Below are 22,675 nucleotides of genomic sequence, written 5' to 3' on the forward strand. Positions count from 1 at the left end.
GCGTCATTCTGGCTGTTCCCCCTTAAACCCCCCCCTCCCCCGCCGGGGTTTTAACAATTGGTTTGCGTCACCGATCGGCCCGTCGGTGACGCAAACCTCTTGATCACCGCAGCCGGGGCCGGGGGCCGGAGGTCAGGGGGTGGGGGGTGGACAGCGGTCGGGGAGGTTGACCTCGCCGGGGCGCAGGTCGAAGCTGTCCATCGTGAACCACTCGTCGAGTTCCGGGTCGAAGAGGTTCTGCAGGCCGAACTGCAACACCTGCCACCACCGGGCCGAGTCGTGCTGGTCGACGTAGATGTCGCCGAGTGCGAGCGGGAACCGGAAGAACTCCCCCGGCACTGTGGAACCCCCGACCACGCCCACCCGCCAGTGGTCCACGTGCCGGTCCTTCTCTCCCTGCAGGATCTCCGGGCCGACATAGCGGGCGGTCTTCAGCTTGTCGTTGAAGATCTGCCGGTTGAAGAACCCCGGCACCTTGCTGCACGGACGCGGCGGGAACAGCGGGATGTTCGGCCACTTGTAGGTGAGCGTGTAGAGGGTGTTCTCGTAGATCAGGTTCGTGAACCAGATCGGGTGCTGCGGCCCGCCGGCGACCATCTGGCTGTTGCCGTCGCGGCCCTGCCAGCTGAACGGGACGTCGATGCCGAGGTCCCGCACGATGTACCGGCCGGTGCCGTGGAAGTCCGCCGGCAGCAGCGGCGGGCGCGGCTCGCGCGTGTCAGGGGCCGTAGGACCGTCCGCCCGGGCCGCGCGGGGCAGCGGCGCCGCCGCCGGACCCGGCGCGACCACGCCGAGGGCGAACAGGCCGCCGGCAACGGCCGACACCACCATCCGATGGGTACGCCTCGAAGCCATCTGCCCTCCGCCGGGTGAGAGTCCACCTGCTTTCGGCGCAGCGTATGAGCAGGAAAAACGTGAGAGCCGGCGGAAGGCTGCCGCTCCACCTGACGAGTGACGGGACGCGCACCGGCCCGGGACCGAAAGCGGTCCCGGGCCGGCGTCACGCGAACCTGACTACTTGATCAGCTTCCAGGGACCGGACCTGTCACCGGGCTCCTGGCCGCACGTCCACCACTTCGCCTCGTAGACGTGCCCCTTGAACGTCACCCGGTCGCCGGCGTCGTAGACCTTCGTGAGCGTCCAGGCCGCCGGGCTGTTGTCCGGGGGGGTCGGGGCGATCTCCTCCCAGGACCCGTTGCGGTCACCCGGCTTCTGGTTGCGGGTGTACCACTGGGCCCGCCACTTCCTACCGTCGTACATCGCGAAGTCACCCGCGTTGAAGATCCGCGACGCGGTCCAGATCGCCGTGCCGTCCTCGGTCATGGCGATTTCCTGCCACGCGCCGTTGGCGTCGGCGCCCGGCTTCTGGTTCTTCGTGTACCAGGAGGCCACGAAGACCCGGCCCTGGTAGGTGACCCGGTCGCCGTCGTTGTAGACGGTCGACGAGCTCCACTGGGCCGGCAGGTTCACCGTCAGGACGGCGGTGGCCTGCACCGGAGCGAGGTGGTCGTCGCCCGCGTACGACGCGGTGAGCGTGTGCTGGCCACCCGCGAGGCCCGCCGGCAGGGTGAACGTCGCCGTGCCGTTGGTCAGCGCGGCCGAACCGCGGACGGTCGTGCCCTCGCGCAACTCCACCGCGCCGGTGACCGGCGTGCTGCCGGCCGCGACCTGCACGGTCACCGTCGCCGCCGTACCCCAGTTGGTCGGGGCGACGGTGACTGTCATCGTCGGGACCTGCTTGGCGATCGTGAACACGGCCGGCTGGGCCACCGCCTCGCCGCCGTCGGCGCTCTTCGCGGAGACGATCCAGCCGTACGAGGTGCCCGGCAGGAGCGTGTCCCAGGTCGCCGTGGCGACGCCGTTCGAGGTCACCTCGTCGGTGCCGATCGTGCCGGCCGGCACGTACGCGGCGAGCGAGTCGGTGCCGAAGGACGTCTTGCGGGTGCTGAGATCCACCGGCAGGGTCAGGTTGTCCTCCGAGCCGTTGTAGCGCGGCTTGGGCTGGCTACCGTCCTGGCGGATGTCGTACTCGGTCGCACCGAAGTTCTTCAGGAACGGCGAGTACGTGTCGATGTGCATCTCGGCCCGGTCCACGTCGAACTGGAGCAGGCGCAGGAAACTCGCGCCGAACTGCAGCCGGTCGGTGGCCTTGTGGTCCGGCTTGCCGTCGCCGTTGACGTCGATGGTGCCGTCGGGAGCGACCCGCGTCGGCCACAGCTCGGCGGCGGTGACCGTATAGAACTGGTAGTCCGCCAGCAGCTCGACGACGTCGTGGCTGACCGTCACGCCGATCTTCGACTTCAGGTTGGTGCCGACGCCGTGCTCGTGACCGGCGAGGACCAGAAAGACGTTCGGGTTGACCTCGACGACCTGCCTGAACAGCGGAGAGCCGTCCGGAGCGGAGAAGTCCGCACCCCGCCCATCCGGGTTGGCCGACGGCTTCAGATAGTCGTGGGAGAGCAGGATCCCGTTGCGGTCCTTGTACCGCTTGAAGATCGAGTCAGCCCACTTGGCCTCGGCCGGCGTCACGCCGTACGACAGGCCGACCGCCACGAAGTCCAGGCCACCTGCCGAGAAGAGCAGGTAGTTGTTCTGGTTGTCCTTGCCCGGCGTGACCGACCCGTCGGCGTTCGTCTTCTCATCCCAGGCGTGGTATTCGGTGCCCTTCGGCCAGCCCTTCGCCGTCCCGTAGTACCGGTCCGCGCTGAAGGTCCGGCTGAACCGGGACGTGGGGCCCGTCTCGGCGCCCAACTGGTCGTCGTGGTTGCCCGCGATGACCTGGTTGACGACACCGTTGTCGTCGAGGATCTTCTGGAAGCCCGAGGCCGTGGCCAGCTCCTTCTCGACCTGCTCGTGCAGACCGGGCCGCTTCAACGAGCCGTCCGGGTTGGTGGCCAGCGGGTCGTAGTAGTCGTTCTCGATGACGTCGCCGGTGTGCGCGGCGTACGCGATCTTGCGGCTGGCCGCGTTGTCGGCGATCCACTGCATCTGCTCGCGGTACGCCGCCGACCAGATCGCCTGCTCCTCGGCCGTCTCGACGTCGGAGGGCTCGGCGTTGCCGTCGAAGTCGTCGTACGTCCCGCCGGCCGCACCCTCGGTGATGTACTGGGTGTCGGTGAAGTGCGCCAACGAGAAGTCGTACGAACTCGGATCCTCGAAGCGGTCCTTGTCGTTCTGCGCCGACGCGTCGTGCGGCGACAGGTCGTCGGCGAACGGGTCCTCACCGGTGACCAGCACGTGCACCACGCCGCCGTCGCGGTAGCCGGCCTCTATCTGCGCGGTCAGGACGGTGTCCTGCCCGGACTGCCCCCGCGAACTGGTGAGCACGACCCACTTCCTGGTGGCCGGATCCCACGCCCGCAGCGCCACGATCCGCGCCGGATCGATGGTGCCGGACCAGCGCAGCGTCGGCTCCTGCTTTGTTGCGCCCAGCGGCAGGTCGTACCGCTGGAAGACCACCCCACGACTGGACGGGGTTTCGATGGTCGCGCCGTCGAGCGGACGCAGCGAGGCGACGTCCACGGTCTTGTCGTGCTGCACGTCGAGCGTGGTCGGCACGTCCGCCGCCTCGCCCAGGTAGCCGCCGGTCGGCAGGACCACGTCCGCCTTGGTGAACGTGGCGGTCAGCCCGACGCCCTCGGCGCCGGGGATCCGGGCGGACAGTTCGGCCGAGAGCGGGTCGGTGTTCTTGACCGTCGAGTTCAGCTCGGTCGGGACGTCCGGGATGCTCGCGCTGCTGAAGCGCACCTCGCGGGTGGCGGTGTTGCCGAGCGCGTCGGTAGCCGTCAGCGCGATGGTGTGCTCACCGGCCGGCAGGCCGTGGCCGATCTGGTCGCCCTGCTTGACGGGAGCGCCGTCGAGGGTGATGACGGGCGTACCGACCACGCCGGAGGCGTCCTTGATCGTGACGTTGAGCGCGACTGTCGACGTCAGCCGCTGCCCGGCCGCCGGGACACTGCTGGAGATCTCCGGGGCGGTGTTGTCGGTGGTGAAGCGCCGCGTCGAGGTCTTCTCCCCGACGACAGCCTTGATGGTGTGGGGGCCGTCCGCGATCGTGGTCGTGTCCACGTCGGCGCGCTTGCCCAGCGCCGGCAGCGCGGTGCCGTCAGGCGCGGTGACGTCGAACAGGACGGTCCTGGTCAGTACCGCGTTGTAGCTGCTGCCGCAGGTGCCGTCGCCGAGGTACGTGGTCACCTGGGAGCCGGCGGGGTAACTCGCCGAACCGATGGTGACAGTGGTCTGCGCGATCGAGCGGATCAGCTGGGTCGCCTTCGCGCCGGTCGGCAGCAGCTCGAAGTCCCGCAGCGTGAAGTCGTCGAAGTTGTCGCAGCCGCCGGGCTTGGCGCTGCCGTGGTCGTTGCCCGCGACGAACTCCACGACGTTGACGCCCGGCACCAGCCACTCGTTCGGGAACGCGAGGTCGGCGACCTCCTTCTCCCACATGCCGATCTCCAGCGGGATGCCGTTGATCAGCACCTTGTTGTCGTACCCGTTGTCGCTGCCGTTGCCGCCGACGAACACCTTGAGGTGCGCGTCGCCCCCGCTGCCGAGAGTGTCGACGGTACGGGTCGTCGGGGCGCCGTCGATGGTGAAGTGGAACTCGGCGTCCCGGTTGGCCCCGCAGGTGGCGTCGCCCAGCGCCAGCGTGGCGGCTGTCGTCTCCGCCTTCGTCACTGTCGTGCCGCTCGTGGTGACGAGGTACGTGGTGCCGGCCGTCACCGTGCCCGCAGTGCTCAGGGTGAGGCTCGTCGCCGCCCGGGTGAGGGTGAAGTCGTCGTGGTTGGCGCAGGTCGCGCCGTTGAGGGTGCCGTTGTAGTCGCCGGTGCGGACCTCGACGACGTTGTCGCCCAGGTGCAGGAACCCGGTCGGGAACGCCAGCCTGACGTCCTCGGCTCCGGTGGCGCCGTAGTCGCCGCCGAGATCGACCCGGTGGCCGTTGACCAGCGCGTAGTTCTGGTAGCGGGCCTCGATCGAGTTGCCGGCCGCGACCGCGAGGCCGAGGGTGGCGGTTCCGGTGGCCAACGCCTCCGCGTTCTCGGCGGTTTTGTCGTCGATGGCCAGCGACTCGACATGGTCCTTGCCGCCGCTGGACAGCGCGGCGATGACGGGCTGGGTGCCGTGTACGCGGGCACCGTCACCGGGGGTGACCGCCGCCGCGCCGGCCGGAGCGTTGTTGACGTCGACGGTCACGGACGTCTTCGCGCCGGACTGGGTCGTCGCGCTGACGGTGTGCGTACCGTTGGTGAGCCTCGTGGTGTCCAGGTCGGTCCGCAGGCCGGACGTGCTGCCCGGCTCGCCGGAGATGACGAAGGTCAGAGCCTGGTTGAGCAACTTCGCCGAGCTGCCGCAGGTGCCGTCGCCGAAGTTGTAGCTGAACAGGTTCTGCTCGCCGTCGGCGACCACGCCGAGCAGGCTGAGGCTGATGCTGCTCAGCGCGTAGTCGTCGTAGTTGGGGCAGCGGCCGCCCTCACCGTTCGGCAGCTCCTCGTAGCCGACGGCGGTCTTGGTGGTCGTGTCGACCCAGTTCGCTCCGGCCTGGACGGTGATGGTGTTCGTGCCGACCTGCAGCCAGTCACCGGGGAAGTCGAGCGTGCCGACCTGACCACCGGGGATGTCCGGGAGGTACACCCGGTCGGCCGCGGCGGTGTGGCCGTTGACGGTGATGTAGTTGCGGTAGCGGGCCTCGGTGCCGTTGCCGCCCATCTCGAAGGCGAAGTGGGCGGTGCCGGCGGTCCGCTCGGCGCTGATCTTGTCGCCGTCGACCGCGAGCGTGGTCACCGAATCGTTCTCGGTGACCGGCTCGACGACGACGGGGACCTTACCCTCGATGTTCTGCCCGTCGCTCAGGCTGATCAGCGGCGCGTTACCGCTGGTCAGGGTCGTCTGTGCTCCGGCGAGGGCGGGGCTGAGGGTCGTCGCCGGTCCGGCGATGAGGAGGAGCGCCACCGCGGACAGGAGTCCGCGTGATCGCTTCCTACGCGCACGTGGAGCGTGCGTCATGGCGAGGTTTCTCCTTTGTTGGGTGCGAGGAACCGCCAACGCCGAGCACCGGAATGCCGACCACGGCGGGCACGGGGGGCCAGAGCGGGTGGCCGGTCTCAGGACGGGCGGGCGTGGGCGACCCGCCGGCGACGTACCTGGTGTCGCAGCAGCGCGACGACTGCCGCGAGGAGCAGCAGGGGGCCGACGCTCCCGGCGACCTTCCAGGCGGTGGCGCGGTCGTGGCCGACATCGCTCGCCCCGCTGGCCACGGCGGCGGGCACGTCCCCGAGCACCCAGTCGTGGGAGTACGCGTCGGCGCCGTACACCTGGCGTTTGCCCTGGGGCCCGGTCGCCACCGTCCGGTACGCGGGGTCGAGGTCGCTCAGCATCCGGACCTCAATGCGGGCGACACCGACCGGACCTGGGCAGGTGTAGCCGACGTCCACACCGGAGGCTGCGAGATCGCTCGCCTTCCCGACAGTGCCGGCGCATGCGTGACCGTCGCTGCTGAGCGTGAGCTGCCGGAGCAGGTAGCTCGCGAACTGCGTCGACGACGCGAGCACAGTGCCGTCCGAGTCCCGGGTGTCGACGGCCCCGTCGAGCAGGACGCGGTCCTGCGGCAGCAGGCCGAGGTGAACGCCGAGCAGGGTCAGTTCGTCGACGCCGCCCGCCTTCCACGTCAGATGCACCACCTCGGGACGGGCCGCGTCCGCCGCGATGGTCACCGTCTGCGGATAGCCGTACGGGTGGGCCTCGGCAGGGACGGCCATGGCGAGCAGGGTGAGGGTGAACGCCACCGCGATCACGACGCGGCGGGGCCACCGTGCGGTTGAGGGCATGCCAGCGCTCCGGTCTACAGGTGCTGTGGCACGCCGGTGGGCGCGGCCGTTCGGTGACCCTGCCGGCCGTTGGCGAACTCGCCAGGCGAGCTTGATGAGAAGCGGGCGCAGCGCGGATGAACAGTTAGTTGATCAACTGCGCTGCGGGCAACAGCCCTTCGAGGTCGCCATCCGGCAGAGGGCGGAGCGGTCTCCGGCACACGGTCCGTCGCTCGTCCGCCACGCAGGTCCTCGCGTAAGGTCGCAGGGTGCCATCACCGCTGACCCCCGTGCCCCTCGGGACGGCTGCCCCCCAGGGCTCCCCGGCTCCATCTTCGGACCTGACGTTCGTCGAGTTCTTCGCCGGCGTCGGGTTGATCCACGAGGCGCTTGCGCCCCTCGGGTGGTCATGCCTCCTCGCCAACGACAACGACCCTCGGAAGGTAGCGGCCTACAAGCGGAACTACTCGACGCCCATCGATGACTCCGACATCCGTGAGCTGCCTACCGAGAAGATCCCGACCGCCCGGCTGGCAACAGCCAGCTTCCCGTGCATCGACCTCAGCCAGGCCGGCGGCAGGCGTGGAATCAATGGCGAGCACAGCGGTATCGTATGGTCCTTTCTTGACCACATCGCACAGCTCGTCAAAGAGGGGCGCGCACCGCAGTTCCTTCTTCTCGAGAACGTTGCAGGGCTTCTTACCCTGCACGAGGGTACGAGCATCGATTTGCTGCTCAGGCAGATCTCGGAATTAGGCTATGCGATCGATCTCGTGCAGGTGGACGCTCGTCATTTTGTGCCGCAGGCCCGTAATCGAGTCTTCATCCTTGGCGTGCGAGATCAGGCGTTGGCTACTTCGAACCAAATGCCGGATACTCATATCCGCCGATACAAGGTGCAGCACATCTTCCAGAGGAACCGGGACCTGCCCTGGATGTTCTTCGATTTCCCGGAGTTGCCGTCCCGACGCCTGGAGCTCGGCGATGTCCTGGTCGATCTCCCGGAAGGTGATCCGCACTGGTGGAACGAGGAGCGCACCCAGTACTTTTGGGACCACCTGGAGCACGATCACCGGCCGAAACTTGAGGCGATGGCAGCGGCCGGAGCTGACCTTCAACTTACCGCTGTGCGCCGTGGACGCCGGCGTGGGATTCGGGAGCAGATCTTCAACCTGCGATTTGACGGGCTTGCAAGTTGCTTGAGGACCCCGAAGGGCGGTTCCTCAATTCAATTTGTGGTGCGGGTGCGGAGCGGGAAGGTGCAGATCCGCAGGATTCTCGGGTCGGAGAGCGCCCGATTGCAAGGGGTTGCGATGCACGGCAACTCTCCCAACTTCGTCATCCCAGAGTCGGAACAGGAAGCATTGTTCGCTTTCGGCGACGCCGTATGCGTACCGGCGGTTCGCTGGGTTTTTGAGAACAGCATTCAGCTGCTAGCCCTCGGATTGCCGAACATCAGTGCAAGCCAGCTTACCCTCGACCTCGCGTCGGTGGCGTAATAATGGACTTTCCGTTCCATGCCGATTCGGCTGCGAAGGAAAAGCTAGCTGACCTGGCCCGTTTGTTGGATGCGAGCCTCACGAGCACCCAGTACATCGACGGTATGGCAGCCAGCCGTCTCCTTGGCACGGTACTGGGCGCATACCGAGACGGCACCGGCGACCACTACACCGGGAATGACCCCTTCCTGGCGAAGGCCGCTCAGGATTCGCAACTCTTCGGCCTCTCTTTGGCGGCCGCTTTCGACCTCGTGACGAACGCCGAGTACCTGCACGGCAGAGTGGTCAATTCCAGGTGGATTTATTGCCACCGGGAAGGGAGCTCGCCGCGGGTGTACTACTCGTTTCTGAAGCAGTGCCCGAGATGCTGCTTGGACAAGGGGCTCGAGGGCAGGCTCAATGGCGCCCAACACAAGCCGACCAGTCACCACATCGGCGAGATCACCACGGTCGCCACGGCACTACTCCTCCAACTGGTTGCGGCCGCAAACGAGGAGCCCTTCCAGATCGCGACCATCACGAAACAGTCGCACGATGTAGACGCCATCGGATACCGTGACGACCTGATTGTGTTGTTCGAGATCAAGGCTTCGCCGATGGTCACTTTTCCGTTGGTTGCCGTGCTGCCCGAGCCGCTCCTCACCGACCGCGATGGAGAACCAGCGGAGTATCCGCAGCACGCGTTGGTGGACATGAATCTGGCCGAGGTCGACCTCGCCCTCTATGTGCCACACCGGGACTGGCTGGTCCCACTGGGAAAGAAGAGGGGCGGGTCTTGGCCGTACGATGAGCTCTCGTCGTTCTTCTTGGAACCCGGCAATTTTCTCGAGTTCCTCTCCGCGTGGATCGAGCTGTACGAGGCCTACCGAATCCCGAAGACACAGCGGAGAGACCGCAACCTCAGACTTGCCTACCTGGTCAATGGATGGGGCGATGAGATCGACTCGAACAAGACCAAGCCAGGCCTTGGCCGTACCGACGACATAAAAAAAGGCACGTATCAGCTACTGAAATTTAGTTCCTATTACCGAGATGATGCGGCAGCCACGAAGGTGCGGGGTGCGCTCGTAGCGAATCTCGATCCGCTCTTCTTGAGAGCGGATTACGTGGACAAACTGGCGGACGTTCGGTGGGCGCGGTCAGACCAATTCATTCCTTCCGGCGACAACTTCCTGATCCGGCGGGAATCCCTGCGTCATCTGTATGACGCGATCCTGACCTTCAACCAACCCGTCATCAATGACCAGCACATCGCCCAGATATTCGACCTCGGCCAGGTGGCACGGGCATTAGCGAGCGGCAGGTTGGACAAGTTCTTGCGCGAGTGGTGCTCGTCTGGCCCGGACAACGTTGCCGAGCAGGTAGCCCAGGAAGGCCGACTGTTCTAGGCGCCTCAGGGGGCACGATCCAGCGGACGGACGCTGGCGGGCTCAACCAGCGGTGGGGAGGAACGCGAAGGGGCTGGCGGGACGCAGCCCGCCAGCCCCCGACAACGCCTGCGTCAGCCGGCGCCGCCGGCGCGGAACGCCACCCAGGCGTCGCTCATCCGGTCCGCCTGGCCGGCGGTGAACATGTCCATGCAGGAGTCCTGCGTGTAGTCCATGAAGTTGTGGATCGGGTCCAGCCCCGGCGCGGTGCAGGTGTCCGCGCCGATCGGGCAGTCGAACTGCGGCGCCGCCTCGCGCGGGGTGTCCGCGACGAAGTCGCCGGACGCGGAGCAGCCGTGCGCGAAGGTGTGCTCCAGCATCAGCCAGTGCCCGACCTCGTGCGTCAGCGTGTCACCGAGGGCGTACTTGCCGGCCGTGCCGCCCGGCATCGACTCGTCGAGCATCACCACGCCGTCGATGTAGTCGCGGCCGTTGTTGTAGCCCTTCGGGAAGTACGCCCAGCCGAGCAGGCCACCACCGATGTTGGCCGCGTACACGTTCAGGGTCTCCGAGTCGCCGGTGTAGAGCGCCTTCTTCATGTCGCGCTCGTTCTTGCCCGGCTCGACCGTGTACCAGGCGCTGTTGACCGTCCACGTGGTGTCGACGAGCGAGAACCGGAACGGGGTGTCGGAGGCGTTGGCTGCCGTACGGCCCGCGTACGAGTCGTTGAGAACCCTCATCTGGGCCGCGATCAGGGTGTTCCACCTGGTCGCCTCGGCGGCGGTGAGCGGGTGGTCGGAGACCATGTGGAAGACCGTCGGCACGGTGATGCTGCCGTTGGGCAGGCGCGGCGCGTCCTTGATCACGCCGTACGCGTTGGCCTCGTTCTTGGAGTACAGCGCCGGCTCCTGGGCGGTGGCGCCCTCGGCGGCCCGCGCCGCGGTACCCGGGTCGCACGCCGCGACACCCGGGGAGGCAGTCGCGGGGGCGGCGGTGGCGAGCGCCCCGGAGGCGCCGCCGGAGGCCAGGAACGTCGCAGCGGTGGCGGTGAGGACTGCCAGTCGGAAAGTTGGTCTCCTGTGCATCGGTGCACCTCTCGGGGGATGGAGACGGCGCAGGGTCGTCATGACCTGCTCGACGACGTCGTCTCCGGGTATGAGACCACGTCGACGGCAGCAGCAAAAGACCTGCGTACGGCCCTGATGTGGGGTGTAACGGCAGGGGCACGACGGGCGCTGTTATCGCCTGGCGTCAGCGGCTCAGGGCATTCTCCCGCTGCATGTGGGACAGCTTCTCGGGATTGCGGACGGCGTAGATCCCGGTGATGAGGCCGCCGTCGATGCGCACGGCCACGACGGTGTCCAGTTCGCCGTCGACGTGGACGATCAGCGCCGGGTAGCCGTTGACCTGCGCCGGCCGCCACGACGTGCTGGCCGGGACCTTGCCCCAGAAAGATGCCAGGGCGCGGGCCACCTTGTCGGCACCGAGGATCGGCCGCGGGACTGCCTGCTTGATCCCGCCGCCGTCGCCGAGAAACACCACGTCCGGCGCGAGGACGTCGAGCAGGCCCTGCAGATCGCCCATGTCGACCGCTCGCTGGAACGCGTCGAGCGCGCACCGGGCTTCCGCCGCGGAGACGACCTGGCGGGGCCTGCGGGCCGAGACGTGTGCCCGGGCCCGGTGCGCGATCTGGCGGACGGCAGCGGGGCTCTTGTCGACGGCTTCGGCGATCTCGTCGTACTCGAGGTCGAACACCTCGCGCAGCACGAACACCGCCCGTTCGGTGGGCGCGAGCGTCTCCAGCACCAGCAGCATGGCCATCGAGACGCTGTCGGCCAGGGCGACGTCCTCGGCCACGTCGGGCGCGGTGAGCAGCGGCTCGGGCAACCAGGATCCGACGTAGGACTCCTTGCGGCGACCGAGCGTCCGCAGCCGGGTGAGCGCCTGGCGGGTGGTGATGCGCACCAGGTAGGCGCGCTGGTCGTGGACCGCTCCCAGGTCGACGCCCGCCCACCGCAGCCAGGTGTCCTGGAGTACGTCCTCCGCGTCGGCGGCCGAGCCGAGCATCTCGTACGCGACGGTGAAGAGCAGGTTGCGGTGGGCGAGGAAAGCCTCGGTGGCCCGGTCCGGCCGGTCGTCGGGTGCGGTCTGCGGCATGCCCACCAGCGTGACTCCTGTTCGCTGTCGACTGCGTCACCCACCAGATGCCGGAGCCGGCCGTTCTGTGACACCTTCCGGCCTGTGGCGGTCGTCACCCTGCCCGGCCGTCACAGGGCTGCGCTCGCCGGCATCTCATGGTCGTCCGATCCAACACCAGAGTTAAGGACGGAACGATGGACGCCAGGTTCAACATGTTCGAGAACGAGTTCGCCATGAAGTTCTTCAAGCGGTTCGCGAACGCCGGCATGGTGCTGCAGCAGTCGCCGCTGCCGAAGTCCACGCAGGAGCTGGTGTCGCTGCGGGCGAGCCAGATCAACGGCTGCGGTTGGTGCATCGACACGCACGCCAAGGAGGCCGCCGCGGCCGGCGAGAGTGCGGTTCGGCTCAGCCTGGTCGCTGCCTGGCGCGAGTCCACGGTCTTCACGGAGGCCGAGCAGGCGGCGCTCGCGCTCGCCGAGGAGGGCACCCGGCTCGCCGACGCCTACCAGGGCGTGTCCGACGAGACCTGGGCTCAGGTGCGCAAGCACTATGACGATGACCAGGTCGCCGCGCTGGTCGCCCTGGTCGCTCTGATCAACGCGGCCAACCGGCTCGCCGTGATCGTGCACCAGCGGGGCGGTTCCTACGAGCCCGGCACCTTGGCCGCCGCGTTCGGCTGAATCGGCAACGGACCCGGCCCGGGATCAGCCGATGTCCCGGGCCGGGGGGCACGCCGGAAGCGGAAACCTCGGTCGGCGCGTGCGCTGCTCGGCCCCGGGACGGTCACCTGGCTCAGAGGATCCGGGTCACCCGCTCGGCGGCGACGATGGCATCCCGTCGCACCGGGTCGAGGTTGGCGCTGATGACCACGGACGCGCCCGCCGACAGCGGCGCGAGCAACCACTTCAACGGCTGCTCGTGCTCGGCGGCGTCGACCAGCAGCCGGTCACCGGCGCGCAGGTCCAGCATCCCGGCGACCTCCCGGGCGAGCGCTCCCCACTGGCCGTAGGTCGTGCCGTCCGCGCTCGCCGGATCCGACGGGCGGATGGCGGTGTGGTCGGGTGTGACGTCCGAGTGGCGGAGCACCTCGGCGGACCAGTCCAACCAGCCCAGCGGCACGTCGGCCAGGCGACCCGGCCCGGTACCGACGAGGTAGCGGTGCGGGGCGTCCGGCACGTCCTCCAACCAGTCGTCCTGGCGTTCGGGGGTCACGAAGACCGCGTCGAACGGCCGGTCGCCGCCGGGCTCCAGCACCGCCAGGCCCGCCGTGGCGCGCGGTCGGAACGACACCGCCAGGCCGCACGCCCAAGCCCCCAACAACACCGCTGCGGTACGCCAGTGCGGCGGCAGCAGCACCGCTACGCGGCTGCCGGGGCCGAGCCCGCACCCGTCCCGCAGGAGGCTGGCGCTGCGCGCCGCCCAGGCGCCGACCTGCTGGGCGGTCAGGTCGACACGCTCGCCGGTCGCCTCGTCGCGGTAGCTGAGCAGCGGAATCTCCGTGGCGGTGTACGGGTCCGACAGGTCGGCCGTGGCGTGTGGCTGCATCTGGGCGCTCCCCGGGTGGCGACGTCGGCACCACCCTACGCAACGACTTTGGTCGTACCCCTCGTCGGCCGATGGCCATAGCGGCTGGCCGGGTGGCCCACTGACGCTACGGGCGACCCCGCAGCGCCATCGAGGAGTGCCCATGCCTACCGAGCCCGACCCCGCCGACCGTCCCCCGTTGCGCCGCCGGCTCGTGCCGGTCGTCGCGTTGCTGCTGCTCGCGCCCTGGGCGGCCGAGTGTTCGTGGGGTGGCTTCGCCATCGACGGCTTCCTCCCGGTGGTGATCGGCCTGGCTCCGATGTACGGCGGGGCGGCGATCCTGATCCGGGAGACCGCCCGACACCTCGGCGCGGGCTGGCCGGCGATCGTGCTGCTCGCCGCCGCTTTCGGTGTGCTCCAGGCCGGCCTGGTGGACCAGTCCCTGTTCAACCCCGGCTACCTGAATGACACGCAGTACGCCGACACCCGGGCCGCCGCCGAGGCGTCGCTGGTGCCGGGGCTCGGGTTCAGCCTCCGGCAGGCGTTCGACTACGTGGGCAACCACGTCGTGCTGACCATCTGCGCGCCGATCGTGTTCGTCGAGTCCTTCCTCGGTGCGAAGCGGCGACTTCGGCCGTGGCTCGGACGACAGGGGCTGGCGGTGGTCGCTGTGGTCTACCTGCTCGGCAGCCTGCTGGTCTTCGCCTCTCCCGAGGGCCGGAAGAACTTCCTGGCCAGCCCGCTTCAACTGGCCTCCGCCACGGCGGTGGTCCTCACCCTGGTCGCGACGGCCCTGCTGCCCCGCTGGCGTCGCCCGCACCCGCGCCGCGTCCGCCGGGTGCCGCACCCGCTCTGGGTCGGTCTGCTTGTCGTCCTCGTCCACTTCGGCACCGACCTGGCACCCGGCTGGGCGGGAGTGGTCATCGCGCTGGCGCTCGCCGCCACCGTCGGAGCCGTGCTCGCGTACCTGTCGGCGGGCGCGCGCTGGGGGCAGCGGCACGTGCTCGCCGCGGGCTCGGCGAGCGTGGTCAGCGCCGCCGCGTTCGCGTACCTGGTGCCGCCGTACTCCCCGGCGAGCCCGGCGGCGGCCCTCGCCGGTGACGTCGCGGTCACCGTCATCACCGTGGCACTGGTCGTGGGCGCCTGGTGGCGTCTGGGCCCTAGCTCGGCCGCTGTTGGTGTCGCCGCGAGGTGACGCTCTCGCCGGCGGCGGGGCCGGCCTGGATGAGGCGATCCAGGACATCGCGAGCGGCGCCGAGCCGATCCATGGACGCCGTGATGCGGGCGCGCTCCACGGCCAGAGCGTCGAGGAGCTCCGGGCAGGTGGGGGCCAGCACGGTCACGTCGTCCGGGATGCAGGGAAGGATCTCGGCGATCGCCGCGGTGTTCAAGCCGGCGGACAGCAACAGTTGGATGTGCCGCACCGTGCCCACCGCCTGCGGGTCGTAGTGACGGTAGCCGCTGGCGAGACGGGCGGGTCGCAACAGGCCCTGCTCCTCGTAGTAGCGCAGGGCGCGCGGGGTGGTGCCCGCCTCCCGCGCCAGTTCGCTGATCCGCACACCGACAGCAGATCAGGGCTTGACCTTCACGTCAACGTGAAGGTTTAGCGTCGTCGCTGTGACTCACCGCAGCCATGACAATCAATCCGCAGCCGTCGCCGTCCTGGGACTCGGCCCGATGGGCCGGGCCCTGGCCGCCGCGTCGCTCGCCGCCGGCCACCCCACCGTGCTCTGGAACCGCTCACCCGCCAAGGCGTCCGCGCTGGTGGCCCAGGGGGCGGTGCTCGCTCCGACGGTGGCCGATGCGGCACACCGGGCATCGGTCGTCATCGCCTGCGTCATCAACTACCGGGCGGTCCGCGCCGTCCTGTCGGGGCTCGAACGCCCGCCGAGAGGAACGTTCGTCAACCTCAGCAGCGGGCACGCCGCCGAGGCACGGGACATGGCGGGTTGGGCGGCGCAGCGGGGCGTCAACTATCTCGACGGCGCGATCCTGACGCCCGCGCCGACCATCGGGACACCTGCCGCGACGATCCTCTACAGCGGTCCGCGGGCCCTCTTCGACGACAGCCTTCTCTGGCTGGAGAGCTTCGGTGGCACCAGCGCCTACCTCGGCGCCGACGCCGGCACGGCAGCGGCGTACGAGATGGCGTTGCTCGACCTGTTCACCATGTCCGTCGGCGGGCTCGCGCACGCCTTCGCCCTGGCAGCCACCGAGGGCATATCCCCTACCGCGTTCGCCCGCTTCGCCCGCGGAATCGGCGGCCTGTTGCCCGACATGGCCGACCGGTTCGGCGATCAACTCACGTCCGGAACCTTCGCCGCCGACGTGTCCACCATCGCGTCGGCGGGCTCGGCGGTCGCCCACGTCCGCGATGCCGCTGCCGCGCGCGGTGTCGACCCCGCGCCGCTACAGGCCGTGCACTCGATCATCGAACGGGCCATCGCGGCGGGCCACGGAGGTGACAGCTACGCCAGACTGGCCCAGTCGCTCGTACCCGCCGATCCGGCGGAGGCGGCACGCTGATCACGTTCGGCACTGGGCCGGGTGCCGCGACCCGGGCGATTACACTCGCCCCCACACCACGTGGAGGGGGCGGCGCAGTGGGTGAACTGCTGTCGACTGTGGTTCAGATACTCAACTCGTACGTCACCAGGCTGCTGGATCGGCGGGCGGTTTCCCAGGACGCCGAGGTCGGCGCCCACCTGCTGGACGTGGTCCTCACGTTGCAGGAGTTGTGCCTCAACGGCGACCGTCTCCTGAGCCTGGCCGACACCATGATCTCCGGTGCGGAGCCGCGGGCCGACGACCAGGCGGAGTTCGCCGCCCTGCTGCACCGCCAGTCCGTGCTGATCAACCAGCTCCGACGCGGCATCGACGACTCCCGCGCGCTGCTCGCCACCGTCGACGTGGACTTCGCGTTCGCGATGGCGCCCTTCCTCGACGGCAAGTCGGGGCTGCTCACCCGCTGGCAACAGCAGGCGGCCCTCAGCCGGTACTCCACCACGACGCTGTTCTTCCTGCCCGCCGAGGCGGTCACCCGGGTGGTGGCCGCCAGCCCGGCCGCCTCGACCGCCACCGCACTCGACCGGAACCGGACGGACTTCGTGCTGGTGATGGCGGACGAGGTACGCAGCGTGCGCCGACGGGAGGTGGCGGACATCCGAGCCGTCGCGGACGACGAGCGCGCGACGCTGCTGCGGGACGCGGGCCGGGCCCGTGCCGACCTGGCCGCCGCCCGGGCGCTGTGCGCGCGGCTGCTCACGGCGACCCAGGAGGCCATCGGTCCGGCGGCCACCGCCCGGATCCGGCGGACACTGACGCCCCGACAGCAGCACCGCTGAGCGGAATCAGTCGCCCGGATCCCGGTCCCAGTCGAAGCCGGCGCGGGCGAACGCGACGCTGCCGTCCCCGGTGGCGTACACCTTTATCGCTTTCAGGCCCAGCGACCGGGTGAGCCTTTCCAGGTTGGACATGATGCGCTGGAAGAGCCCGGTGTCGGTGGCCTCCTCGGTGATGCGGATCTCGTCCAGCATCGCCATCCGGCGCGGGAAGGAGAGTCGCAGTTCGAGCAGGACCCGCAGGACGTCGGACGGCGCGATACGCAGCGAGACCGCGGCACCGCCGTCGGCATACAACGAGACCTCGACACGCGCCTCGGGCAGCTCCGCTGTCAACACCTCGTGGAACTGCCTCGGCGTCAGCTTCATCCACTGTCGCCAGGCGGCGAGCGCGGCCTCGTCCGCCCGGCCGACCGTCAGCGCCGGTTCCGCCGCCCGCAGGTCGGCCACTGTCAACGCCTCGATCTCGACCGGTCGATCCCCGGCTCGGACCTTTTCGTACGGCGTCAACGGCACCCCCGCCTCGACGAGGAGCCGATCGAAGTCCGGGTCGGGCCAGTACGGGGCCGGCGCGAACTCGCTGACGCGGCACCACAGCTCGTGCCACAGCCGTACCGCGTTGAGGGGTCGAAGGCCGAGCCGCATGGCGGCGACGAGGACGCACCGGTGCAGTTGCAGCGTGCCCGCGAGCGCCGCCAGGTTCGCCCTCGACTCGTCGTAGGCCCGCAGGGCGCCGACGGAGTTCCGTTCCAGTTCGCTGTACGCCACCAGCTCCGGCATGTCCGTCAGTAGCACCGGGATCGGGGAGTCGAGCAGGGAGTCGAGGTCGGCCGGCTCCCAGGCGACGTCATCGTTCAGCAGGATCATCCGCAGGTCCCGGCCGTGTTGGCGGACCACCACCTGGAGGATCGGCTCACCCTGCGGCAACGTCAGGTGGTTGAGCCACACCACCGTCTCGGGGTAGAGCCGCAGGCTCACGTCGATCGCCGGCACGGTGACGAGCAGGGCGGGCCCGTCCTGCTCGACCCGTAGCGCGCGAAGTTCACTCAACGCGGCGACGACTTCACTCTGAAGCATCGACGCACTCTAGCGGCTGTCGGCCAGACCGGTCTCATCCGGGACGTTCGATGTGGCGTCCAACCCCACGGTCGGGCCGTCGGCCAGTCACACACCGCAACCTGTACGTCCGGGGTCGCCTCAACCTCCGCACCCTTTGCTCTGCTTCAACCAAGGAAACACACACGCTCCGTGCAGGCCGCGCCTCGCCCGTCATCTTCTCCTGAAAACAGAACAGCAGGTAGATCCCGGTGTTTCCTCTGTTGAAGCAGAGCAAAGGGGCTGAGCGGTTCGAACGGGGGCGGCTGGGGCAGTCACACTGAGCGACAGGTGGCGACGGCGCCGGTCACGCACCCACCGTTACGTGGGCGGCCCGAATGACCGGGCCGGGCTAGCGTCCGCCGGGCAGTTCCGGGCCGCCGTCGAGCAGGGCGGCCAGCAGGTCGCCGTACTCCTCGACCCGCTCCAGGACCTCGGCGGCGGTGAACTGGCGGACGGCGGGCTTCCGGCCGCGGGCGCCGGCCTCGACCTCGTCCCAGGTCAACGGCGTCGAGGCCGAGGGCGTGCGCTGGGCGCGCAGCGAGTACGGCGCCACTGTGGTCTTCGCCGCGTTGTTCTGACTCCAGTCGATGAAGACCTTGCCGGGGCGCAGGTTCTTCGCCATCTTCGACACGATCAGCTTGGGGTGCGCCTTCTCCAGCTCCTGGGCGATCCGGCGCGCGTAGGCGGAGACGTCGTCGGCGGACTGGGTGCCGGCGATCGGGCAGCACAACTGCATGCCCTTCTTGCCGGACGTCTTCGGGTACGAGTCGATGCCGTCGTCGGCGAGCCGGTCACGCATCAGCACCGCCACCGGGCAGCACTCGGCGAGCCCGGCGGGCGGCCCCGGGTCCAGGTCGACGACCATCATGTCCGGGTCCTCGCCGACCTTCCACTGCGGTGTGTGCAGCTCCAACGCGGCGAGGTTGGCCAGCCAGACCAGGGTGGGCAGATCGTCGGCGACCACGTAGTCGATGGTCTCCCGACCCTTCGTCGACCCGGGCGCGGGCAGCGTCTCCACCCGCACCCAGTCCGGGGTCGCGGCCGGCTTGTTCTTCTCGAAGAAGGACTTGTCGTCGACCCCGTTGGGAAAGCGGATCCGGGTGACCGGGCGGTCGGACAGGTGCGGCAGCAGCACCGGAGAGATCCGGGTGTAGTAGTCGATCACCTCGCCCTTGGTGAAGCCGACCGCCGGATAGAGGACCTTGTCCAGGTTGGACAGCTCCAGCGGGCGGCCCTCGACGTCCACCCGCAGCTTCTCAGCCGGCATCGTCGACCTCCTCCGGCGGCTTGTCCGGGCGCAACCGCAGCACCCGGGGGAAGCGCAGCCGGCCGTCGGGGGTGCGTTGGCCGTACTTCACCTCCACCACCACCCGGGGTTCTACCCAGATGGCACCCCGGGCATCCTCGCGCGGCACGCCCGGCGCGAACGGTGACACGCCGGAGCGCAGCGGCTCCAGCTCGGCGAGGAGCTGCCGTTCGATGGCCGCCCCGATCCCGCCGCCGACCCGACCCCGGTAGATCAACCGGCCGTCCGGGCCGGGCACCCCGACCAGCAGCCCACCGATGCGGCGTGCACCCGGCCGCCAGCCGCCCACGACGAAGTCCCCGGTCACCTCCAGCTTGACCTTCACCCAGTCCGGGGAGCGCACACCGGGGCGGTAGACGGCGCCGACCCGCTTGGCCATCACGCCCTCCAGGCCGTGTTCGCCGGCCGCCTCGTAGGTCGCCGGGCCGTCGGTGAACACCGGCGGCACTGCCCATCGGGCGCCGCCGAGGCCGAGCGCGTCAAGTGCCTCCCGGCGACGCTCGTACGGCCAGCCGGTCAGGTCCTCGCCGTTGCGGCGCAACAGGTCGAAGATCATGTACGTGACCGGCATGACCGCCGCCAGCCGGGCCGCCTTGTTGCGGTCCCGGACGTGCATCCGCTCGGCGAGGGCCGTGAACGACGGCTGCCCGCCCTGGCCGAGCAGCACCACCTCGCCGTCGAGCAGCACGTCGTCGACCTGCTCGGGGAGGGTGGCCAGCTCGGGGTACGCGGCGGTGATCTCCACGCCGGAGCGGGCGTACAGGTGCTGGACGCCGCCGGAGATGTCGGCGAGCGCGCGGACCCCGTCCCACTTGAACTCGTACGCCCAGCCGTCACCCGCCGGGAGCGGCCCGGTCATCGCGAGCATCGGCTTGAGCGGCACGCCGGGCACGACCCGACTGTAGTAGCAGGCCGAACACCTCGCGTCGAGTTCCTTCGGATGCGAGCATGGTCGATACCGGGGAAGGGAGCGCAGGATGCGTGCCATCTGGAAGGGAGCCGTGTCGTTCGGGCTCGTCTCGATCGGGGTGAAGCTCTACTCGGCGACCGAGGAGAAGGACATCCGGTTCCACCAGGTGCACCGCGAGGACGGCGGCCGGATCCGCTACAAGCGCACCTGCTCGGTCTGCGGCGAGGAGGTCACCTACGACGACATCGCCAAGGGCTACGACATCGGCGGCGGCGAGATGGTGATCCTCACCGACGAGGACTTCGCCGACCTGCCGCTGACCAGCTCGCGGGCGATCGACGTGCTGGAGTTCGTGCCCGCCGAGCAGGTCGACCCCATCCTCTACAACAAGGCGTACTTCCTGGAGCCGGAGGGCACGGCCACCAAACCGTACGTGCTGCTGCGCGACGCCCTGACCGACTCGGAGCGGGTGGCCATCGTCAAGGTGGCGCTGCGCCAACGTGAACAGCTCGCCACCCTGCGGGTCCGCGAGGGTGTGCTGCTGCTCAACACGATGCTCTGGCCGGACGAGATCCGTAAGCCGGACTTCGGTTTCCTCGACGAGGACCTGAAGGTGCGCCCACCGGAGCTGGCCATGGCCAGTTCCCTGATCGACTCGATGACCGGCGAGTTCGAGCCGGACGTCTTCACCGACGACTACCGGGCCGCGTTGCAGGAGGTCATCGACGCCAAGGTGGAGGGTCGGGAGGTCGTCCAGCCGGAGGAGGCCGAGGAGGCACCGGCGGCGGCGGTGGACCTGATGGCCGCGCTGAAGGCATCGGTGGACCGGGCCCGTGCGGCACGCGGCGAACAGCCCGCGCGCGGTGGGGGCGGCGGCGAGCCGACGCCCATCTCGTCGGCCCGCTCGGCCCAGAAGGCGGCCGAGAAGAAGGCCGCCAAGGCGCCCGCGAAGAAGACCGCGGCGAAGAAGACGGCGGAGAAGAAGACCGCCGCCAAGAAGGCCGAGCCGGCGAAGAAGACAGCAGCGAAGAAGGCCGAGCCGGCGAAGAAGACGGCCGCGCGCAAGACCGCACCCCGCAAGAGCGCCTGACCGTACGGCGGCGACGAAGGGTGTCCGCCGGACCGGGTACGCTCCGCCGGCCGTTGGCCACCGGAGGAGCCCCCCATGCCGTACACCCCTGATCTGGACCGGTTGTTGACGCCCGGTGCCCGCTTCACCGACGAGTACGGCGCGTACCTGATCGAGGCCCACCCCGTGGACGACGTCGTGCTGCCCACCGGCCGGGTGGTCGGATGCGACCCGCTGGTCTGCCCGGAGGCCGAGCCGTACACCGTGACCGTGGTGCCGGGGCGGTATCCCGCCCGCGCCTGGGTGGCCGTGGTGCTGCGCGAGGGCGCCGAGGTGGACCGTCGGGTGGCCGCGCTGCAACTGGTGGTCTCCGACGAGCCGGCGACCCGTTGGGAGCCGGCCGTCGCGGGCGACCAGGACGTCGCCACGCTCGGCCCGGACGACTACTTCGGGTACGGGGTGGACGCGGGCGCCGGCACGCTCGCCGACCCGACGGCGCTCGCCGTCCTCGACGGCTGGGAGCACGACCAGGTGGAGGAGGTGTTCATCCCCGACGAGCTGCCCGTGTCGCCGGTCCGGGGCCTGATCACCGCAGTCCTCGACGAGGCCACCGGCGCCAATGTCGTCACCGTGGCCACGGGTTGGGGGGACGGCTGCTACGGCACCTGGATCGGGCGCGCAGCCGACGGAGGCGTGACGTCGTTCGTGACCGACTTCATGGTGATCCCGAAATAACGTCCCGTAAGGGCGTCGCTGGGCGATCCGAGGCATCCGGGGCGGGCACGGCAGGCCGCCGGGCGGGTACCGTGTGCGTCGGCTTTCCCCCCGGCACCGGGTGCCGGCCACACCTTCGCAGCAGGGAGTCGACGACGTGAGCGAGCGCACGCAGGAGAACCGGTCGGAGGGCCAGAGCCCGGCGACGAAGGCGGGGCGGCGGCTCGCCGCCCAGCTGGCCGCGCAGAAGGCCGCCGAGGCGAAGCGCCGCCGCCAGGCGTGGGCGGGCGGCCTCGCCGGCGTCGCCGTGATGGCGCTGCTGATCGGTGGTTTCGTGTGGATCGACAAGAACCGGAGCGACGACAAGCCCGCCAACCAGGCAGGCGCGACCCCGTCCGCCTCCGCCCCGGCCGCGGACGCCCCCACCGCGCCCCCGGATCCGCAGCTGCCCGCGGGCTCCGACCCGGCGCTGGGCACCAAGCCGAAGGTGACGGCGGGCAAGGGTGAGCTGAAGAAGCTCACCGTCACCCCGGTGATCAAGGGCAGCGGCCCGGCGGTGAAGAAGGGCCAGACCATCACCACCAACTACGTGGGCGTCTTCTACAAGGACGGCAAGGAGTTCGACTCGTCCTGGAACGCCGGCCAGCCGGCCACCTTCCCCATCGGCGTGGGCCAGGTCATCCCCGGCTGGGACCAGGGTCTGGTGGGTGTGACAGTGGGCAGCCGGGTGCAGCTCGACATCCCGGGCGAGCTGGCGTACGGCAACGACGAGGCGAACGCGAACGGGCGTCCGACCGGTCCGCTGCGCTTCGTGGTGGACGTGCTCGCCGCCCAGTGACCCGTCCGGATCGCCCCGGTTGTCACCCCGGCGCGATGGACTTGTTCACATGGGGCTTCCTGCCCGTCAC

General features: G+C 69.6%; 19 protein-coding genes. 9 read left to right on the forward strand and 10 right to left on the reverse strand.

Features of this window, described 5'->3' with window-relative positions:
* Positions 1-132: 132 nt before the first annotated feature.
* The 3 genes from AB0B97_RS06010 to AB0B97_RS06020 all read right to left on the reverse strand — a co-directional run bounded on the left by AB0B97_RS06010 (position 133) and on the right by AB0B97_RS06020 (position 6,821).
* A complete protein-coding gene (locus AB0B97_RS06010) occupies positions 133-855 on the reverse strand; it encodes a hypothetical protein (RefSeq protein ID WP_357491044.1) in 723 nt (240 codons plus the stop codon).
* A gap of 159 nt (positions 856-1,014) precedes the next feature.
* The gene (locus tag AB0B97_RS06015) at positions 1,015-5,946 is read right to left on the reverse strand and encodes a carbohydrate-binding protein (RefSeq protein ID WP_357491046.1); all 4,932 of its coding nucleotides are present in this window, start codon (positions 5,944-5,946) and stop codon (positions 1,015-1,017) included.
* 152 nt (positions 5,947-6,098) lie between these two features.
* Positions 6,099-6,821, reverse strand: a complete 723-nt coding sequence (locus tag AB0B97_RS06020; RefSeq protein ID WP_357491048.1) for a hypothetical protein — start codon at positions 6,819-6,821, stop codon at positions 6,099-6,101.
* 248 nt (positions 6,822-7,069) lie between these two features.
* Between AB0B97_RS06020 and dcm the strand changes: the two genes are divergently transcribed.
* Positions 7,070-8,299 carry a DNA (cytosine-5-)-methyltransferase gene (dcm, locus tag AB0B97_RS06025; RefSeq protein WP_357491050.1) on the forward strand — a complete coding sequence of 410 codons (1,230 nt, stop codon included), beginning with the start codon at positions 7,070-7,072 and terminating at the stop codon, positions 8,297-8,299.
* Positions 8,300-8,301: 2 nt separating this feature from the next.
* Positions 8,302-9,687 (forward strand): hypothetical protein, encoded by a 1,386-nt coding sequence (locus tag AB0B97_RS06030; protein WP_357491052.1) that lies wholly within the window; start codon positions 8,302-8,304, stop codon positions 9,685-9,687.
* Positions 9,688-9,800: 113 nt separating this feature from the next.
* Here the strand turns inward: AB0B97_RS06030 and AB0B97_RS06035 are convergent, their stop codons facing one another.
* Positions 9,801-10,751 carry a zinc metalloprotease gene (locus AB0B97_RS06035; protein ID WP_357491054.1) on the reverse strand — a complete coding sequence of 317 codons (951 nt, stop codon included), beginning with the start codon at positions 10,749-10,751 and terminating at the stop codon, positions 9,801-9,803.
* Positions 10,752-10,917: 166 nt separating this feature from the next.
* Positions 10,918-11,823, reverse strand: coding sequence for an RNA polymerase sigma-70 factor (locus tag AB0B97_RS06040; protein ID WP_357491056.1), 906 nt, complete (start codon positions 11,821-11,823; stop codon positions 10,918-10,920).
* A gap of 176 nt (positions 11,824-11,999) precedes the next feature.
* Between AB0B97_RS06040 and AB0B97_RS06045 the strand changes: the two genes are divergently transcribed.
* Complete coding sequence (locus AB0B97_RS06045) at positions 12,000-12,485, forward strand: carboxymuconolactone decarboxylase family protein (RefSeq protein WP_234584199.1); 486 nt, start codon at positions 12,000-12,002, stop codon at positions 12,483-12,485.
* A 112-nt stretch (positions 12,486-12,597) separates the two neighbouring features.
* Here AB0B97_RS06045 and AB0B97_RS06050 read toward each other — a convergent pair whose 3' ends face one another.
* Entirely contained in the window at positions 12,598-13,350 is a 753-nt protein-coding gene (locus AB0B97_RS06050; RefSeq protein ID WP_357491059.1) for a TIGR03089 family protein, read from the reverse strand.
* A 142-nt stretch (positions 13,351-13,492) separates the two neighbouring features.
* Between AB0B97_RS06050 and AB0B97_RS06055 the strand changes: the two genes are divergently transcribed.
* Positions 13,493-14,524, forward strand: a complete 1,032-nt coding sequence (locus AB0B97_RS06055) for a hypothetical protein (protein ID WP_357491061.1) — start codon at positions 13,493-13,495, stop codon at positions 14,522-14,524.
* Here AB0B97_RS06055 and AB0B97_RS06060 read toward each other — a convergent pair.
* A complete protein-coding gene (locus tag AB0B97_RS06060) occupies positions 14,490-14,888 on the reverse strand; it encodes a MerR family transcriptional regulator (RefSeq protein ID WP_357491063.1) in 399 nt (132 codons plus the stop codon). The two genes, AB0B97_RS06055 and AB0B97_RS06060, sit on opposite strands and share 35 nt — an antisense overlap.
* 58 nt (positions 14,889-14,946) lie before the next feature.
* On the opposite strand from AB0B97_RS06060, the gene AB0B97_RS06065 reads away from it, so the two are divergent.
* Both AB0B97_RS06065 and AB0B97_RS06070 read left to right on the forward strand, forming a co-directional pair.
* Entirely contained in the window at positions 14,947-15,855 is a 909-nt protein-coding gene (locus AB0B97_RS06065; protein ID WP_357491065.1) for an NAD(P)-binding domain-containing protein, read from the forward strand.
* Positions 15,856-15,932: 77 nt separating this feature from the next.
* Positions 15,933-16,673 carry a hypothetical protein gene (locus AB0B97_RS06070; protein ID WP_234584194.1) on the forward strand — a complete coding sequence of 247 codons (741 nt, stop codon included), beginning with the start codon at positions 15,933-15,935 and terminating at the stop codon, positions 16,671-16,673.
* Positions 16,674-16,679: 6 nt separating this feature from the next.
* Here AB0B97_RS06070 and AB0B97_RS06075 read toward each other — a convergent pair whose 3' ends face one another.
* The 3 genes from AB0B97_RS06075 to ligD (AB0B97_RS06085) all read right to left on the reverse strand — a co-directional run bounded on the left by AB0B97_RS06075 (position 16,680) and on the right by ligD (AB0B97_RS06085) (position 19,966).
* A complete protein-coding gene (locus AB0B97_RS06075; protein WP_357491067.1) occupies positions 16,680-17,747 on the reverse strand; it encodes a hypothetical protein in 1,068 nt (355 codons plus the stop codon).
* Between the two features lie 370 nt (positions 17,748-18,117).
* On the reverse strand, positions 18,118-19,035 hold the full coding sequence (ligD, locus tag AB0B97_RS06080; RefSeq protein WP_234584192.1) for a non-homologous end-joining DNA ligase: 918 nt from the start codon (positions 19,033-19,035) through the stop codon (positions 18,118-18,120).
* Positions 19,025-19,966, reverse strand: a complete 942-nt coding sequence (gene ligD / locus AB0B97_RS06085) for a non-homologous end-joining DNA ligase (protein ID WP_357491069.1) — start codon at positions 19,964-19,966, stop codon at positions 19,025-19,027. The genes ligD (AB0B97_RS06080) and ligD (AB0B97_RS06085) overlap by 11 nt, the downstream gene beginning before the upstream one ends.
* A gap of 85 nt (positions 19,967-20,051) precedes the next feature.
* Here ligD (AB0B97_RS06085) and AB0B97_RS06090 point away from each other — a divergent pair, with 85 nt between their 5' ends.
* The 3 genes from AB0B97_RS06090 to AB0B97_RS06100 all read left to right on the forward strand — a co-directional run bounded on the left by AB0B97_RS06090 (position 20,052) and on the right by AB0B97_RS06100 (position 22,605).
* A complete protein-coding gene (locus AB0B97_RS06090; RefSeq protein ID WP_357491071.1) occupies positions 20,052-21,074 on the forward strand; it encodes a Ku protein in 1,023 nt (340 codons plus the stop codon).
* 75 nt (positions 21,075-21,149) lie between these two features.
* Positions 21,150-21,788: a DUF4241 domain-containing protein gene (locus AB0B97_RS06095; RefSeq protein WP_357491073.1), complete on the forward strand. Its 639-nt coding sequence runs from the start codon at positions 21,150-21,152 to the stop codon at positions 21,786-21,788.
* Between the two features lie 100 nt (positions 21,789-21,888).
* A complete protein-coding gene (locus tag AB0B97_RS06100) occupies positions 21,889-22,605 on the forward strand; it encodes an FKBP-type peptidyl-prolyl cis-trans isomerase (protein ID WP_357491075.1) in 717 nt (238 codons plus the stop codon).
* Positions 22,606-22,675: the final 70 nt, after the last annotated feature.

It is taken from the genome of Micromonospora sp. NPDC049004 (genome assembly GCF_040649315.1).
Classification (GTDB): domain Bacteria; phylum Actinomycetota; class Actinomycetes; order Mycobacteriales; family Micromonosporaceae; genus Micromonospora.

Coding starts and splice junctions, on each gene's coding strand:
- AB0B97_RS06045 (WP_234584199.1), top strand. CDS start 12,000: ATGGACGCCAGGTTCAACATGTTCGAGAACGAGTTCGCCATGAAGTTC.
- AB0B97_RS06095 (WP_357491073.1), top strand. CDS start 21,150: ATGCCGTACACCCCTGATCTGGACCGGTTGTTGACGCCCGGTGCCCGC.
- ligD (WP_234584192.1), bottom strand. CDS start 19,035: ATGCCGGCTGAGAAGCTGCGGGTGGACGTCGAGGGCCGCCCGCTGGAG.
- AB0B97_RS06050 (WP_357491059.1), bottom strand. CDS start 13,350: ATGCAGCCACACGCCACGGCCGACCTGTCGGACCCGTACACCGCCACG.
- AB0B97_RS06040 (WP_357491056.1), bottom strand. CDS start 11,823: ATGCCGCAGACCGCACCCGACGACCGGCCGGACCGGGCCACCGAGGCT.
- AB0B97_RS06075 (WP_357491067.1), bottom strand. CDS start 17,747: ATGCTTCAGAGTGAAGTCGTCGCCGCGTTGAGTGAACTTCGCGCGCTA.
- AB0B97_RS06020 (WP_357491048.1), bottom strand. CDS start 6,821: ATGCCCTCAACCGCACGGTGGCCCCGCCGCGTCGTGATCGCGGTGGCG.
- AB0B97_RS06055 (WP_357491061.1), top strand. CDS start 13,493: ATGCCTACCGAGCCCGACCCCGCCGACCGTCCCCCGTTGCGCCGCCGG.
- AB0B97_RS06090 (WP_357491071.1), top strand. CDS start 20,052: ATGCGTGCCATCTGGAAGGGAGCCGTGTCGTTCGGGCTCGTCTCGATC.
- AB0B97_RS06030 (WP_357491052.1), top strand. CDS start 8,302: ATGGACTTTCCGTTCCATGCCGATTCGGCTGCGAAGGAAAAGCTAGCT.
- AB0B97_RS06035 (WP_357491054.1), bottom strand. CDS start 10,751: ATGCACAGGAGACCAACTTTCCGACTGGCAGTCCTCACCGCCACCGCT.
- AB0B97_RS06010 (WP_357491044.1), bottom strand. CDS start 855: ATGGCTTCGAGGCGTACCCATCGGATGGTGGTGTCGGCCGTTGCCGGC.